This window comes from Flagellimonas cixiensis, assembly GCF_042134615.1.
In the GTDB taxonomy this organism is placed as follows: Bacteria; Bacteroidota; Bacteroidia; order Flavobacteriales; family Flavobacteriaceae; genus Flagellimonas; species Flagellimonas cixiensis.
The window spans coordinates 810,001-827,232 of sequence record NZ_CP169639.1 but is presented as its reverse complement, the minus strand read 5'-3'; the positions used below and the strand labels follow the sequence as shown (position 1 = coordinate 827,232).

Here is a 17,232-nt window from a genome sequence, read left to right as displayed (position 1 = left end):
TTTTTAAGTGGTATGGCATGCCCTTGTACAGTAATAGCAGCCATTGGACTGTGGATAAATGAGTTTTGCAGCCACTACGGCATCCTCACAGTTTGAAAATGAACCTAAGGCTCTCCTGTTCTGAACCAATGGAGGATGACTGCAACCTGGTTTGTGTACTTCATGGTCTCCATTTTCTTGTGCTTGGGTATTTATGTAATAATTGTCCATGCTCTATTATTTATTTTGATGTGTTCTTATTCATTAGAAGCCTATTTTAATAGCATTGACCTAACTTCAGTGGAAGATTATCGGTGAGTTCTATGGTGAAAGATGATGTGTTTAATATCAAAATCATCTAAATTACCTGATGAATTTCCGGCCGAATTGTTCGATTCAATCACTAATCTGTTCAAAGGACCATCTCCATAGATTTGTCGGTCATAAACTTCAACTATAAATGTTTGTTGTATCCAAAAGTTGTTTGGAGTAGGATTCAGATAGCCAATAAATTCATCATTGAGGATGACTCTATTTCTATCGTAGGTAACTCCACGGGCCATTAAGGTGATATATGCCCAACTATTATAGTTTTCCTCTGTAAGTGCGAATGAAAAAGTTCTGTTCCTAGGTTTAGGAGAATCTCCGAATGCAAATATTTCATCTTGTTTGGTTACTATCCAAAATGTTCCAATTGTATCTGACATAATTCTAAGTGTTTATATTTTAAAACATTATGTGGGGAATCATTCATGGTTAGCCATAAAGTTGCTAAGTCCTAAAATTTGGAGCAGTTGTTTGTATTAATTAAAAAGTAGATATTTTCTTTCTTTAAATGAAGGAAAAATGTGTAATGTGTTGATAATTATGTGTGTAGTGGTCTAATAAGCAAGAAGTGTATGCTGAACTAGCCTCATTTTTGGTTGTAATTGGGAGGGCAAATTGCGCAATAGAAATAAAAAAAACCGGGGCTTGCACCTCGGTTTTATGTTTTTTAAATAGGAGCGATTTATTTTTTGAATTCCGTAAGCAAAGAACTGCCCATTAATTTTCCGCTTTTGTTGTACGATTCCTGTTTTACCATGCCCACACCTTCTGCAATCCATGTGCGTGAAGGAAAGGTTTGATTGGCCATCATCATTTTGGTTTGCGTTTCGCTGTAGATCACGTAACAATCAAAAGTGCCGGCTGGGGTGGTCACACTTTCTTTTTTTTCCACTTTACGGTTTACAGTGTCAATATTTGTATTCATATTCATACCGCCACCCATTTTCATTTTAATGCTAATGTTGGCATCGGGAAGTTCTTGGCCCACAGTTAAAGAATTGGGTAGTTCAATATCAGTGCCCGAAATATCCATTTCCATATCCCCCATCTGACTCAGCATTTGTTCGTTCATCAACGATTTAAAATCAATGCTGACCACATCGCCTTTGCAGCTAATGTCGTAATCGGAGTTATAGGTATTTCCCTTTTTGTCCACCATTTCCATCAGCATGGTGGCCGTGGTGGCACCATGCTCATTGCGAACGTTGCTGACACTGTAATTGATTTTACCATCTTCTTTGCCCTTTTTATCATAATTGGTGTATTGGAAGGCAATGCCATCGACCAAGGGGTAGTAAGTGCTGCAATCGGATTGTGCGACCGAAAAATGACAGCTAAAAAGAACAACGCATATTAAAATTGAAAAGGATTTCATCTGGTAAAGTTTTGATTTGTTGAAGGTTAATTTTGAAACAAACTACAAAACAATTCGGCTATTTGTAGAAGAAATGTGTAACTCGTTAAAGAGATTGTATAGGTGGAAAATCTTCCTAAAAGTGAGTATGGTAGAGGGCGAAAATGCTTTTATGGTTTAATCCGTCAATTGAAATAGCCGATTGGTAAATCGACCATGGAATTTTAACCAGAAAAATACCAACTTCACTTATCGTTCGCTAAAAATCATTAAAACGATATTTAGCTGTCCGTTATGCCCAATTGAAGAGAATGGTGAAAGAAAACATTTATCAAACTGACCATACTAAAACTCCTGAGATTTTTGAACTTATCAAGAATCATCAAAACTCGGATGCTATTAAGCATCTGGACAATCACCCTGAAGAAATAAATTTAAAGGGATGGATGGATCATACCCCTCTTCACAAAGCTGCTGAATGTGGCAATTTTGAGATAACAAAATATCTGATTAAAAACGGTGCTAAAATCAATGCTGAAAGAAGCGGTGTTTATGCTACTCCTTTGTGCTGGGCTAAAACACTTGATATTGCAATTCTACTTTTGGATTCTGGAGCAACAATGAATGACAGAGAATTGGATATGGCGACAAGAGATGATAGAACAGAGATTATTGACGAACTATTGACAAGAGGTGCTAAAATAAACATAGAAGAACCCCAATTTTTGAATTGCCATTCTATAAAAACACTTGATATTTATCTGAAACATAATATCGATATATCTCTAAAAGATAAAAACAATAGTTCAATACTACACAGTAAAGCATGGTCAGATAATGTGGAAGTTTTTGAACATGCCTTTAAAAATGGAGCAAAATGGCATAAAGATAGTAGCAGTCGTACTCCATATGTTTTAGCTCAACAAGGAGCTAGAAAAAAAATTATTGAACACCTACAGACAAATTATCCAGAACTTATTTCGCATCAAATAACAAAAATTCAAAAACCAGAATCACTATCATTTGAGCAAATATATTTTCTCTCTGAACACCCGATTGAAGATGATGAAATAATCGCTTTAACCAAATCATCAACGATCATAAGATACAAAAATCAAGAAAATCAATTTATAGCGATTAATGCAATAAGTATCGATTTACCTACTATTCGGAATTTCACCTTTGATGAGTCAAATAATATAATCATTCCAACTGCGGACAATAAACTTCTAAGAATTGATTCAAGAACATTAGAATTGTTGGAATCAATTGATTTCAATGAAGGGAGATTAGACCAAATTACATTCCTACCTAAGAAGAAAATATATTTATCCAGTGATGGATGGACGAGCTATATTCTGGACTTGAAATTTAAGCTACTTGAAAAACATTCTATGGATGATGGAGTATTTTTTCCACTAATCAATAAGGATGAAGATCTAATATCTACTTATTGTTATGACCAAGAAACATATCACAGCATTTATACGCTTTCAGGAGAGAATGAATTGAATTTTATCCATACCTTCTTTATTGAATGGAATAATTCATCAGAAGGCTTTGGCTTTAATTCATCAGGGAACAAATTTGCTGTCTCATTTCCAAAAGCTCTATCGCTCTGTGAAATGCAAGGGAAAGAAGTTACTACTATCTGGACAGTTGATATATCCAAATTTAAATCGGAACATGACCTGAGTGATTTAGTGTTTATCAATGATGATTTCATTGCTCTAGCCAAGGGAAAGAAAATAATTCTCTACTCATCAACTGGAGAAATAGTAAACGAAATAGGTTTAGACCTAATATCGGAAATTCGGGGTATTAAGCTAATTAAAAACGAAAGTTCAATAATTATTCGAACGCATTCAGAGATAATCTCCGTGGATATTGAGGAAATAAAAAAGGGCATAACAAAGTATAAAAGTAATGGCGGGGATAGTGCCAACTTGAATACTAGTGCAAATAACAAACAACAATCTTGGTGGAAAAGACTGTGGTCATAAAACCGCCACTACTATTATACGGACCGATAAGTAACCTATTCACTCTTTCTGCTCAATTCATCTTATACACAATCAACGAATTTTTTTCCATACATCAATTGAGAATAGGCATTGGTCAATTGGCGACTCATATATATTCATCATTTAGGCAATTTTGTGCTGTTAAGTCTTTTTGGAATTTATTCTTAGGATAAAAAGACTCTTCAGATAATAGGCTAAAACCAAGTAAAATAAAATGATGAAAAAGATATCGATACTGTTCGCTCTAATGCTTTTAAGTGTTTATACAATGCGTGCTCAAGAAGACCCAATCGATTTTAAAATTAATTCCTACTCCATAATTATCAATCATGTTACGCCTGAGGCTATAGAGGCCATCAATAATGCGGAAAAAAAGGAAAATGTAAATGTTGTGATTGGAAAAGTAGCCAGCCAACAAGATTTTGATTTGGCTTGTAAAAATTTCCCATGGATAAAAACATTGGAAGTGTCTCGCAATAATGAACTAATTTCCAATATTGATGCGATTTCAAATTTGGATTCCCTTACTACGCTGGGGTTCAATTCTTTAAAATCTTCAGAGGAAACCCCATTGGATTTGGGGCCATTGGCCAAGTTGATGGTATTGACCGAGATTAACTTTTATGCCACTCGAGTGGCCAACACAGAGGCTTTAGGCGGCCATGATCAGTTGAAAAATGTAAGTTTTTATATGAGTGATGTGAATTCCATTTCGTTTTTGGAAACAACTCCAAATATTCAAAAGCTTTCTTTATATGGTTTTGGACATACGTTTGAAAATTATGAACCAGTAGCACATCTCAAAGACCTTAAGGAATTGAATATTTATATGAATAAACAGGCTGCCGACGAGGCACTCGAAGTATTAAAATCGTTGAGCAGTTTGGAAGTGATAAGAATGTCCAATGACAAACAGGTTACCTCCTTGGATTTTCTTGAGAACAATGAAAATATGCAAGAAATACATGCCAATTGGTGTGATAGTTTAACCGATTTTTCTGCTTTAGCAAAAATGAAAAATTTAAGGGTTTTGGAAATTTCGGACACGGGTATTGAAAATTTGGATATAATCGATGGTTTAACCAATATTACCGATTTGGATATTTCTAGAACCAAGGTGCAGAATATTGCCCCATTAAAAAACTGTTCCAACTTAGGGTCAATTAACATTTCCCAAACAGAAATTGAAGATATTTCTCCACTGTTTGATTGTGAGCAGCTATGGAAAGTTGAACTGAGTTCCAAGGTGCCCAACGAACAGATTGAAAAGCTTAAAGAACTAAGGCCAAAAATTAGGATTAAGGTTAGGGATTAGAGGTAAGAATTAAAGATATCGTTATGAAACAACTATGGGCTAGTAAATCAGACTATAAAATTTATTCTTGCTTAATTTTATTTTCACTCCTTATAAGCCAATTAAGTTATTCTCAAGAATCTACTGAAAATGTTTTTAATCAAATTTTGAAATTGAATTCTGGTGACAGGTTATCAAAAAATCAAATAATTAAATTTTTTGATTCACCTAGTGAACCATACGATTTTGTATTATTTGATTCTGTTGTTCACATGTCAGAAACTTTTATAGTAATCTCGACAATACATAAGAGAAAAAATAAATATAGATATCAATCAAGCTCTTTTATTTCTTCATTCAAACCAAATGGTATTATGGTCGATAGAATCAGAGTAGAGGGCGGCTTAAGTGATTGTTCATTTTCAATTTACTCAAATTTAGGTCTTTTCAATAGTGAAAACATATCAGTACATACTACCAAGCAAGAATTTGATTGTAATTCTGGAACTACCTTATCAATAAATATTGAAGTTTCGGAATATGAAATTCAAGAAAACGGATTGTTTAAAAAAATAAGAGTTAAAAACATTGACCCTAATAGGGTTAATCGTCGAATAAGTTTATACCTATTGAATTATAATGAGCTAAATGGCCTCTCATTAGATTCATTAGCAGTGCTGAGAAATGAAATATTTGCATCTCATGGCTATAAGTTTAAAAATAGATATTGGAAAGAATATTTTGATAAGAAAGATTGGTATGTTCCAATAAAAAATACCGTCTCAAATAAAGATTTACTTTTAATCGAGCAACTTAATTTGGAAAATATACTTAAGTACGAAAAGCAAAAACTCTAAATAATTAATTTAATTAAGACTTGATTTTCGAAAAGTAGTGTTTTTTAAATTCTTACTTAGTTAGATAAAATTTAATTCATCTTATACACAATCAACGAATTCTCTTGGTCCTTGGCCACTAACTCCAATTTTCGGTCATTGTCCATATCCGTTAGATCAATCAACGAGCTTCCGTACACTGGAAAACCAGGGATAGATTCCGCTTGGCTATCATAAAGATAGATTTGCTGGTTCTGAATATCCGTCACCGATACATAAATTTTATCGTAGATGTAAAAAATCTTGGGTTTGGAGTAAACCCCTAAATCCAGTTCAACCTTTTTACCGCGAATACTCAACACATTATCATCCATAAACACCAAAGTGTTGCTGGTGGCGTACATGCCGTGATCTTTATTCATGTTAAAATTGGTGGCAGTGAGTTTGCCATTGGTATCAATTTGATGTAGCACCCCAGTTTTGTTGGTCACCGAAATTTTGTTTTTGTAGAGGAAAACCTCATTGGTGGAAAAGTCGATTTTCTCGTCCACTTTTATGCGGTCACTTCCTACTCGGTGTAAAATTTTAAGGCTTTCGTCTTCCAATTTAAACACCAGATAATCTTTGCTGCCCACTCGAAAGTGTTTTGGAGCTCCCAATATGTTGCTGGGTGCTTCTTTAAAAGTAAAACCGTTCACAATTTTACCTTGGTTGTTGTACATGAACACTTTTCGGCCTTGGGTTATCACAAAACGGTAATTTTTACTGCCATCGTAATCAAAAATAGCCAATGGGTTTAGGTTGCCACCTTCAAATTCCATTTTAAAAGGAGGAACATCGTCTCCATTGCGGTCCACGATCATAAATTGGTTGTCGGTGCAAAAGGCCAATTGTAACCGTCCATTTTTATAAATGTCCACTTGTTGAACCTCCCCTTGAATTTTTCCTTCAAGCTGTTTGGTCCAAAGCACTTTTCCATCTGTGGAAATTAAATACAGCACATTGTTGCGATCCTGCACCACAATTTCCTGTTGGTTGGTTCTATGGTTTTTTACAAATTGGGGCTGGGTGGCCAAGTCGGTATCCAGCTCTAAAGTAAATAGTGGTGTTACGGTATTGGTCTCTTGGGTTTTTCCAATTTTGGATGCCAAAACATTAAAATGCGCAAAGCCATTGTCCATCACCATTTGCGACGCAAAGGCATATGCTCCAAAATCATTTTTCTCAATGTCCTCAAAAACTTCTGAAGTCAAATTTTGCTCTGCAAAATGGTCGATGCCCGATGCATCGGCAATAAATAATAGGCTCGATTCTGTAGCCATAGTGCCCATCGCAGTTTTATATACCGGCGCATTGCTGAAAGATGAGGTGCTTTTGTGATTACTGATGAGTGTTTGCAGAGTTTCTTTGTCTTCGGTAAAAACAAAACTGTTTTCCAGAATGGTGCAAAAATTAGATTCAAAATCGGAGACCAGTGGAGTAAAGGCATCGGTAATAAAGTTTTTTTCTTGAAGCGCCATGATTTCACTACCCTGATAATTTTCGGATCCTACTTTTTGTCCATCTAAATAATCGTAAAGGCTCTGTGTGCCATAAGAATGCAATAGCACAGCTTTGCTGTGGTTCATATACACCACACCCACTTCTTCAATAGTGTTGAAAAGGGAATCCACAGCTTTCACCCTATCGAAATACACATTCTGGTTTTTGGCCAAAATTTGGTAATCATCAAAGGTATAGGATATAATAGCTTCGGAATTTAATGGGGCCAGGGCGGGAGTTTTGTTCACCAAGGCATTGGTGCCCTTAAATAGGTTGATGAAATTTTTAGTGGAATCGTTGGCCATGGCAACCCCGCTTAGGCTAATATCATCTGAATTGGCCGTAAAATCCAAGGAAACCCATGAGGAAAATGCTTTATCGGTGTTTGCCCCATCCTTTAGCGATAGAAGGGAGGTGTTCCCTTCCATGTTCATGATAAACGTAGCCGATTTATCGAGTGAGTTGGTTTGGTACACTTTTGATAAAATTGGGTCGGTCGGGTTTTGATTTTTGGTGCGCACCAAATTTTCCATCAACATTTGGGAGGAACTCATCAAAAGATTTTTTCCTTCCAGGGTGCTGTACACCTCTTTGCCTTCCAAAACGTATTTTGTGATGGTGGTATTTTCGTAGGATAGGGTTTCCACCGTTTTATTGCTGATGCTATCTACATTAAATAGGTTGGACATGCTCGGAACTACCAATATAAAATCATAAGTGTCTTTTCCTACTTCATAAAATCCCAAAAGGCAGTTGGTGTCTGTAGAAAGCGGATGTAGAGCCTCCAACTTTCCAGAAAGATCTTGAATGTTTGAAAAACCCTCCAGTTTTTTTAAAACCGAGTTGTTTTTGAGTTCACTCTTAAAATTGGTGAGGTTATTTACCTTAATAATTAGTGCCGGATTGGGAGGTAGTAGGTCCAGTAGGGAATCTTTGGTCTTTACCTCTTTTGCGCAGGATGCTAAAAAAATGGCGGTCAAACAGAAAAGTACCTTTAATCTCATGCATGAAGTTTCAAACAAAGTTAGAACTTTTAAATATCCAACGATAATTGTTCTGGAAGTTGTCTGAAGCTTTTTCGATGATATTTGGTAAGTCCGTGTTCTTTTATGGCCTCTCGATGTTCTTTGGTGGGGTAGCCTTTGTTCTTTTTCCAGTTGTACATTGGAAATTCCTCATGGATTTTGGCCATGTACTCGTCTCGGTAGGTTTTGGCCAATACCGATGCTGCGGCAATGCTCATGTATTTTCCGTCCCCTTTGATGATGCATTCATGGTCGATGTTAGGGTAGGGTTTAAAACGATTGCCATCTACCAATATAAAACTGGGGGCCTGTTGTAGTTGGTCCAACGCACGGTGCATGGCTAAAAAGGAGGCATTTAAAATATTGATTTCGTCTATTTCATCTTGAAACACATGTTGTACGGAAAAGGCAACAGCCTCTCCTTCCAAGATTGGACGTAAGAGTTCACGCTTTGTTTCTGATAACTGTTTGGAGTCATTAAGAATGGGATTTTTGAAGTTTTCAGGTAAGATTATGGCTGCTGCGGTCACGGGTCCGGCAAGACATCCACGGCCTGCTTCATCGGTTCCAGCTTCAGAAAAAGAGTGATAACAAGACTTTAACATGCTCGTTAAAAATTTAACACAAAACGATTAAGACTCATTCTTGTCGTTAAAAATAAGTTAAGAAAAATCGTAACAAACTAATAGTAAAAGGATTACAAAAACAACAATTGTTAAGGTTATCTCAACAAAAATAAATTTTTGCAAATATATGATTTTATGTCCGTGTTAAAGTTTTTGCAACTTTCCTATTTATCTAGATTTTTGGCGATGCTAATTCAAAATAAATAGTACATGAGAACTAAATTTATGTACATGCTCATGCCATTTTTGGTATTGTGCATGTCTGTCTCTTTTGCACAAGAGAAAACAATTTCAGGTAATGTAACCGATGAATCGGGTTTGCCATTGCCTGGAGTTTCTGTCTTGGTGGTTGGCACCAGTAACGGAACTCAAACCGATTTTGATGGTAATTATACCATTACAGCCAATACTGGCCAAGTATTGCGTTTTAGTTACATCGGCCAAAAAACAACCGAAAGAACCATTGGTGCCTCTAGCACTTTAAATGTTCAGATGGAAGCTGATACCCAAGCTTTGGAAGAGGTTGTTGTAACAGGGTATACTTCGCAGAGACGTTCCGATATTACTGGTTCTGTAGTGAAAGTAGATTCTGAGAAATTGGGGGAAATCATTGCTCCTTCAGTTGATCAAGCCCTTCAGGGTAATGTTTCTGGTCTTACGGTTTCAGCAACTTCAGGTACTCCTGGTTCTACTTCTAACATTAGAATTCGTGGTATCAGTTCTATTACAGCTGGTAACGAACCTTTATATGTTATCGATGGAGTTCCAGTAAGTAATGGAAACGTTGGAACAAGTGGAGCTTATTCTTCACTTTCTGCATTGGCAGGTTTGGATCAAAGCAACATTGAGTCTATTACTGTACTTAAAGATGCATCTGCAACAGCACAGTATGGTGCTCGTGGATCTAACGGTGTAATCTTGATTACTACTAAAAGTGGTAAATCTGGTAAAACCGTATTCAATATCAACAGTAGCTACGGTTTCCAGAACGATGCCATCACTGGTCCAGTGCCATTGACTGCTGCGAATCGTTTGGAGCTTTCAGCTGAGGCTTATTTCAATGATGGTATTTATCCTACAAAAGAAGAAGCTACACAAGCATTATTGGCTGGTCCATTTGCTCAGTGGGACGCTAATGGTCGTCCAGAGGCTCGTTGGGATCAAGCTGTAGCCAATAAGGATGCCGTTATCCAACAACATAGTTTTTCTGCTTCTGGAGGTGGTGAAGGACATACCTTCTTTGCTTCCTTAGGTTATATGCAACAAGAAGCTACCGTTATCGGGTCAGATTTTGAAAGAATCTCTGGGTCTTTGAACTTTTCTAAAGATTTGACAGATAATATCACTTTCTCTTCAAACAACCAAGCTTCGCACATGTTGCAAAACGCTTTCTTGGAGACCAGTGCATATTTTGAAAGTCCACGTACTGTAAAATATTTCATCTCTCCATTGTTAATGCCTTATAATGAAGATGGTAGCTACAACCTTTTTGGAGGTTCATTGCCTAACCCATTGTATTTGGTAGAGAACAATACCAGTGAGAACAGACTTACTCGTATTGTAACCAACAACTCGGTTGAGTGGGACTTTGCTAAAGGATTGACTTTTGGTTCTACTTTCAATGTGGATTTGCAATTGTACAACTTTAGATCTTACTCTAACCCAACATATGGTTACGGTGCCCCAACTAGTGGTGATGCCAGCCAATATGACAGGACCAATGTGTTCTACGTGTTCCAAAACTACTTGGATTACAATTTTGAAATTAATGAAGATCACAGATTTAAGTTTAAGGCACTTCAAGAATACCAATCCAACCGTCGTTACTTTTTAGGTGGTGAGGGTCAGAACTTCGCTGATGAAGGATTGGAAAACTTGGACAACTTGGGTACTCCAACAGGAGTTAGTTCTTCTTTCAATGATTGGTATGTTGGTGCATACATGGGATTGTTAAACTATTCAGCTTTCGATAGTCGTTATGTGTTGGATCTATCATACAGAAGAGAAGGAAACTCACGTTTTAGTAAAGACAACCGTTGGGGTAACTTCTGGTCTGTAGGTGCGGCCTGGAACTTGAACAAGGAAAACTTCTTGGCAGACTCAGATTGGGTGAACGCACTTAAGTTGCGTGCTTCCTACGGTGTTACTGGTAACGCCCTAATTGGATTGAATCAATACCAGTCTTTGTTTGGATATGCTGCTGATTACGGTGGCGAGGGTGCACAATATGTGGACACATTCGGTAACAAGGACCTAACTTGGGAAACTTCCAACACCTTGGATGTTGGTGTGGATTTTGGATTGTTCAACAATGTGGTTAGTGGTAGCTTTGCCTACTTTAACAGAGATTCAAAAGATCTATTGTTGGACGTGCCATTGTCTCAGACCACAGGTTTTGCTAGTCAAGTACAGAACATTGGTGAGTTGAATAACAAAGGTTACGAAGTTGACCTTAACTTTAATGTTGTTAACACTCCAGATGTAAGTTTAAGTATTGGAGGTAACTTTTCATACGTGAAAAACGAAATTACTTCCTTGCCAACAGATCCAAATGGTGAAGAAAGAACCATTACAACTGTTAGAACAAGAATCGAGTCTGGTCACCCAGCGTATGCATGGTACATGCCAACTTGGGCAGGTGTAAACCCTGAAACAGGTATTGAGGAATACTACATCAATGGTGTAGATGGAGAAACTACAACCAACTTTAATGAGGCTGAAGCCGTTTTCCAAGGCGGAAATGCGGTTCCAACAACTACTGCTGGTCTTAACTTGAACTTCTCCTATAAAGGGTTCTTCTTGAACGCTAATGGTTACTATGCTGGTGGACACAAGATCTATGAAGGATGGCACTTGTATTTGAACCAAACAAATGCTTACCCAATTTTGGCCTTCCAAGGATATACTTCCTTGTTGGATAGATGGCAACAACCAGGTGATATTGCACGTAACGGAGCCTTTACTACGTCTGCAACTCCTTGGCAAAGACACTCAAAATATCTATACGATGCTGATTTCATGCGTTTAAGATCTTTGACTGTTGGTTATGATGTGCCTTCTAAAGCTTTAGAAACAGTAGGGTTGACGAAGCTGAGAATTTTCCTTAGAGGAAACAACTTGTTAACTTGGGTTAAGGATGACAATTTGTTGTTTGATCCAGAAGTTGATATTGATAGTCAGAATGGTACGGTGGATCCAGGAGAAACTGGTCTAGAAACACCACCTACCCGTTCAATTTCTCTAGGTGTAAACATAAATTTCTAAGAAAAAGAAGATGAAAAGAATAGTTAATAAAATAAACGTAATGTTGTTTGCTGCGGCAGGACTCTTGTTGGGTTCCTGTACGGCTGACAGTCTAGAGCCTACCCTTTCACAAAATAAAAGTGTTGAAGGAAGTGTTACTAAAGTAGATAACTTGTACAGTATCTTAAAAGGGGCGCACAATTCGCTTACCAGTTCGGGATACTACGGCCGTGATATGATTGCGACCAACGAAGTGAGGTCTGATAACTGTTTCTCAAACGGTAACTCAGGTAGATTTACTACTCAAGGTGAATATGAGTACAATGCAAATACCGGATTTATCTGGGATAATGCATATTATGTGATTGCCAATTCAAATATCATTATCAATACAGATGTGACCACTTTGGAAGGGGATCAAGCATATGGGGAGCACATTCAGGGAGCTGCCATGATTCTTAGAGCACTTGCACATTTTGATTTGCTACGTGTGTACGGTCAGCAGCATGCAGGTGGTAACCTTGGGGTGCCGATTGTAACTGAGTTTAAAGGTGAAGATTTGTTTCCTGCAAGAAGTACTGTAGATGAAGTGAAAGCTGCCATTTATAATGACTTAGTGACTGCTTACGGTATGATGGATGAAAGCTATGATACCTCTAAGACCATTGTATCAAAATACGTGGCCAAAGCTTTGGAAGCTCGTGTAGCCGTTTACTTTGGTGACTGGAGCAGAGCAGTTTCTGCTTCAGAAGAAGTTATTGGTTCGGGATTGTACTCTGTTATTGGTGCGGATTCCTATGTGTCTAGCTGGGCAGCCGATGGAGGTGCGAACGTATTGTTCGAATTGGCCTTTAGTGGAGCGGATAACCAAGGATCTAATGCATTGTCTTATATCTACAGATACCCTGCAGATGAGCCAGGAGGATATGGTGATCTTCAAGTAGTAAGTACTGTGGTAGACTTGTTTGAGGATGGAGATGTAAGAGCTGATATCTTGGGGTATCAAGATGGAGGTACTCGCTTGCGTAACATGGGTAAATACCCTGATACAGCACAAGGTGCAGATAACATTCCATTGTTCAGATACGAAGAAGTTATCCTTAACTATGCAGAAGCATTGTTGGAGACTGGCGGAGACGCTCTTACACAAATCAACTTGATTACCGGTAACCGTGGAGCATCTGCTTACGCTTCAGTAACTAAGGAAGATATCCTTAACGAAAGAAGAAAAGAATTGATGTTTGAAGGGTTCCGTTACGATGACTTGGTAAGAACAGGTCAGTCAATCCCATACTGGGGTTCAACTGAAAACAGTTTAGGTACAATTGGTTACCCGAACAACTTGTTTGCATACCCAATTCCAATTGGCGAGATCAATGCAAACTCTAACATGGTTCAGAACGAAGGTTATTAATCGACAATCGTTTTAAATTATTTGAATATAGTATTAAAGTCCCGCGTATTGCGGGACTTTTTTTGTGCCCAAATTTTTCACATTTCTTTAGAAACAAAACTTTTACCTTTGCCCAACCAATACAGTGGAATGAGATTTTTAACGTTTGCCCTTATCTTTTTTTCGGCTCAGGCCATTTTTGCACAGCAAGATTCAATACCACCTTCCAAAGAAAAGGATACCTTAATAGTGGTTTCCAAAGATTCCATTGCAACAAAAGCTAAAGACTCCGTTGGTCAGACCGCCATAAAAGGAGGTAAGCGAGGTGGTGCTCAACGTATAAAACCTAAGCAAGATTCCATATCCATTGCCGATTATAAAATCATTAAATATAACAGGGCCATTACTTTTGTAGATTCTACCCTTACTATATATAAGGAGTACAAGTACAATTATTTGCGCAGAGATGATTTTGAATTGATGCCGTTTGCGAACATGGGACAACCGTATAACGAATTGGCCAAAAGCTTTAAAACAACCCCCTATTATCCGGCATTGGGAGCAACAGCACGTAATTATGGGTATTACGAAAAAGAAGACATTAACTACTACCATGTGCCAACCCCGATGACGGAGCTTATGTTTAAGACAACCATGGAACAAGGTCAGTTTTTAGATGCCCTTTTGACCTTTAATTTGTCTCGTTCCTTTAATGCATCCATAGCCTATACCGGCTTTAGATCGTTGGGTAAGTATCGTTATGAAGAAGCACAAGATGAAAAATTCCGAATAACCCTTAATTATATGTCCCCAAATGAGCGCTATGGCTTCCGTGGACATATTGCTGCACAAAAGCTCCGTAGTGAAGAGGGTGGGGGTTTGTTGGATAGGAGGCAATTTGAATCAGGGCTGGATGATTTTTCAGATAGAGCCAAAGTAGATTTGCTGTTTGAAAATGCCAATAATCGAATCTTGGGAAAACGATACTTCTTTGATCAGCAGTTCAAACTGGTCAACCATAGAAAAAATGAAGAAGATAAAGATCCCACAACTTTGGCCATCGGGCATGAGTTTAGCTATGAAACCAAACTGTACGATTTTGAACAATCCGCCCAAAATGATGCTTTCGGAGAAGATCCGTTTCTAACCCCTATAGAAGATCTGGCCAGGTTGAAAACCATGTTTAATAAAGGTAGCGTTGAATTTTCCAACAGGACCTTGGGACGTCTTTCAGGAAATGTAAGCCTTTATAATTACAATTACTTTTTCAATAGTATCTTAATAACCGAAGAAGAGACAATACCTAACCAGCTCAAAGGAGAGGAAATTTCGGTAGGTGGCGCCTATAAAAACAGTTTCGGACCCATTTCCTTGGAAGGAAATGTAAACTATACAGTGTCAGGAGAGCTCACCGGAAATAATTTTGATGCGCAGGCCAAATACCAACTAACACCTAAACATGCCATTTTCGGCGGAGTGCATGCTTCATCAAGAATGCCCGATTTTAACTATCTGTTGTTCCAGAGCGATTACAGGAACTTTAATTGGCAGAATACCGACAATTTTGAAAAGGTGCTCACCAAGAGTGTGGAGTTCGGTTTCGATTCCAAAATCTTTGGATTGCTACAGGCGGAATTGAACGCCGTTGACAATTACACCTATTTTGCCTCCATAATATCCGAAGAGGATATATTAAATGAAGCAGCAGAAACCGCATTTGTAAAACCGTTTCAAGAAACCAATACCATAAACCATATAAAGGTCAAGTATCAAAAAGAACTAAAATGGCGCAAATGGGCCTTGATGAATACCATAATGTATCAAGAAGTAGATCAAGACAGCCAAGTGCTCAACCTTCCTCAATTGGTGACCAGGAATACATTGTATTTTTCTAGTGATGTTTTTGATAAGGCCATGTTTTTGCAAACAGGGGTGACCTTTAAATATTTCACCTCCTATAATATGAATGCCTACCATCCATTGTTGGGAGAATTCTATATTCAAAACAACGAAGAGTTTGGTGCATACCCCTTAATGGATGTTTTTATAAATGCCAAGGTGAAACAAACTAGAATTTATTTAAAATTGGAACACCTGAATTCCATTTTTTCAGAGCCCAATTATTACTCGGCTCCCAATTACCCGTACCGCGATTTTGTAATCAGATTTGGATTGGTCTGGAATTTCTTTTCATAATTTTTTTGAGAAGTAGATCAAGGGATTGCTGAAAAACAAGCACTTATAAATTAATTGATTTTTTTTCGAAAAAAATATCGAAAAACATTTTGTGGAAAGAAAATAACGTGCGTATATTTGCACCCGCTTAGCTGATAAGGCAAGGCGCTTTTGAGAGGCTTAAAGGCCGGAAACAGAAGAAAAAAACAAGAAGTTCATATACATATTGTAACGACAGCGTAAAGAGAATTAAGAACCATTTTGATGCGGGGGCTCTGGAGTTTCCGGGTGTCGGAAGACATTCAAGGAAATACAATGAAGAGTTTGATCCTGGCTCAGGATGAACGCTAGCGGCAGGCCTAACACATGCAAGTCGAGGGGCAGCGGGGAAAAGCTTGCTTTTCTGCCGGCGACCGGCGCACGGGTGCGGAACGCGTATGGAACCTGCCCCTGTCAGGGGAATAGCCCAGGGAAACTTGGATTAATGCCCCATGGTATCATTATATCGCATGATATTTTGATTAAAGATTTATCGGACAGGGATGGCCATGCGTACCATTAGTTAGATGGTGAGGTAACGGCTCACCATGGCAGCGATGGTTAGGGGCCCTGAGAGGGGGATCCCCCACACTGGTACTGAGACACGGACCAGACTCCTACGGGAGGCAGCAGTGAGGAATATTGGACAATGGTCGGGAGACTGATCCAGCCATGCCGCGTGCAGGATGACTGCCCTATGGGTTGTAAACTGCTTTTATACGGGAAGAAACGCACCTACGTGTAGGTGTCTGACGGTACCGTAAGAATAAGGACCGGCTAACTCCGTGCCAGCAGCCGCGGTAATACGGAGGGTCCGAGCGTTATCCGGAATCATTGGGTTTAAAGGGTCCGTAGGCGGGCCTGTAAGTCAGGGGTGAAAGTTTGTGGCTCAACCATAAAATTGCCTTTGATACTGCAGGTCTTGAGTCATGGTGGGGTTGCCGGAACATGTGGTGTAGCGGTGAAATGCATAGATATCACATAGAACACCGATCGCGAAGGCAGGTGACCAACCATGTACTGACGCTGATGGACGAAAGCGTGGGTAGCGAACGGGATTAGATACCCCGGTAGTCCACGCCGTAAACGATGGATACTAGCTGTGGGGACTTCGGTCTCCGTGGCCAAGCGAAAGTGATAAGTATCCCACCTGGGGAGTACGTTCGCAAGAATGAAACTCAAAGGAATTGACGGGGGCCCGCACAAGCGGTGGAGCATGTGGTTTAATTCGATGATACGCGAGGAACCTTACCAGGGCTTAAATGCAGGCTGCATGGGGTAGAGATACCCCTTTCTTCGGACTGCTTGCAAGGTGCTGCATGGTTGTCGTCAGCTCGTGCCGTGAGGTGTCAGGTTAAGTCCTATAACGAGCGCA

Annotated in this window: 11 protein-coding genes and 1 rRNA gene (1 of these 12 only partly in view); 7 read left to right on the top strand and 5 right to left on the bottom strand. The window is 38.7% G+C overall.

Annotated features, from left to right (window positions below; all coding sequences use genetic code 11):
* Nucleotides 1–3 precede the first annotated feature (3 nt).
* The 3 genes from ABT310_RS03720 to ABT310_RS03710 form a co-directional block, all read right to left on the bottom strand.
* Complete coding sequence (locus ABT310_RS03720; RefSeq protein ID WP_375325403.1) at nt 4–210, bottom strand: hypothetical protein; 207 nt, start codon at nt 208–210, stop codon at nt 4–6.
* A 77-nt stretch (nt 211–287) separates the two neighbouring features.
* Complete coding sequence (locus ABT310_RS03715) at nt 288–686, bottom strand: hypothetical protein (protein ID WP_375325402.1); 399 nt, start codon at nt 684–686, stop codon at nt 288–290.
* 302 nt (nt 687–988) lie between these two features.
* A complete protein-coding gene (locus tag ABT310_RS03710; protein ID WP_375325401.1) occupies nt 989–1,681 on the bottom strand; it encodes a hypothetical protein in 693 nt (230 codons plus the stop codon).
* Nucleotides 1,682–1,971: 290 nt separating this feature from the next.
* On the opposite strand from ABT310_RS03710, the gene ABT310_RS03705 reads away from it, so the two are divergent.
* The 3 genes from ABT310_RS03705 to ABT310_RS03695 all read left to right on the top strand — a co-directional run bounded on the left by ABT310_RS03705 (nt 1,972) and on the right by ABT310_RS03695 (nt 5,835).
* Complete coding sequence (locus ABT310_RS03705) at nt 1,972–3,663, top strand: ankyrin repeat domain-containing protein (protein ID WP_375325400.1); 1,692 nt, start codon at nt 1,972–1,974, stop codon at nt 3,661–3,663.
* A gap of 235 nt (nt 3,664–3,898) precedes the next feature.
* A complete protein-coding gene (locus tag ABT310_RS03700) occupies nt 3,899–4,999 on the top strand; it encodes a leucine-rich repeat domain-containing protein (protein WP_375325399.1) in 1,101 nt (366 codons plus the stop codon).
* Nucleotides 5,000–5,022: 23 nt separating this feature from the next.
* Nucleotides 5,023–5,835, top strand: a complete 813-nt coding sequence (locus tag ABT310_RS03695; RefSeq protein ID WP_375325398.1) for a YARHG domain-containing protein — start codon at nt 5,023–5,025, stop codon at nt 5,833–5,835.
* 71 nt (nt 5,836–5,906) lie between these two features.
* Here the strand turns inward: ABT310_RS03695 and ABT310_RS03690 are convergent, their stop codons facing one another.
* Nucleotides 5,907–8,360 carry a ribonuclease HII gene (locus ABT310_RS03690; protein WP_375325397.1) on the bottom strand — a complete coding sequence of 818 codons (2,454 nt, stop codon included), beginning with the start codon at nt 8,358–8,360 and terminating at the stop codon, nt 5,907–5,909.
* Nucleotides 8,361–8,389: 29 nt separating this feature from the next.
* Nucleotides 8,390–8,986, bottom strand: coding sequence for a ribonuclease HII (locus ABT310_RS03685; RefSeq protein ID WP_375325396.1), 597 nt, complete (start codon nt 8,984–8,986; stop codon nt 8,390–8,392).
* Nucleotides 8,987–9,217: 231 nt separating this feature from the next.
* Here ABT310_RS03685 and ABT310_RS03680 point away from each other — a divergent pair, with 231 nt between their 5' ends.
* The 4 genes from ABT310_RS03680 to ABT310_RS03665 all read left to right on the top strand — a co-directional run.
* A complete protein-coding gene (locus ABT310_RS03680; RefSeq protein ID WP_375325395.1) occupies nt 9,218–12,271 on the top strand; it encodes a SusC/RagA family TonB-linked outer membrane protein in 3,054 nt (1,017 codons plus the stop codon).
* A 10-nt stretch (nt 12,272–12,281) separates the two neighbouring features.
* Nucleotides 12,282–13,664 carry a RagB/SusD family nutrient uptake outer membrane protein gene (locus ABT310_RS03675; RefSeq protein ID WP_375325394.1) on the top strand — a complete coding sequence of 461 codons (1,383 nt, stop codon included), beginning with the start codon at nt 12,282–12,284 and terminating at the stop codon, nt 13,662–13,664.
* A 129-nt stretch (nt 13,665–13,793) separates the two neighbouring features.
* On the top strand, nt 13,794–15,839 hold the full coding sequence (locus ABT310_RS03670; protein ID WP_375325393.1) for a putative porin: 2,046 nt from the start codon (nt 13,794–13,796) through the stop codon (nt 15,837–15,839).
* A 291-nt stretch (nt 15,840–16,130) separates the two neighbouring features.
* Nucleotides 16,131–17,232 (top strand): 16S ribosomal RNA (locus tag ABT310_RS03665); it runs 424 nt beyond the window's last position.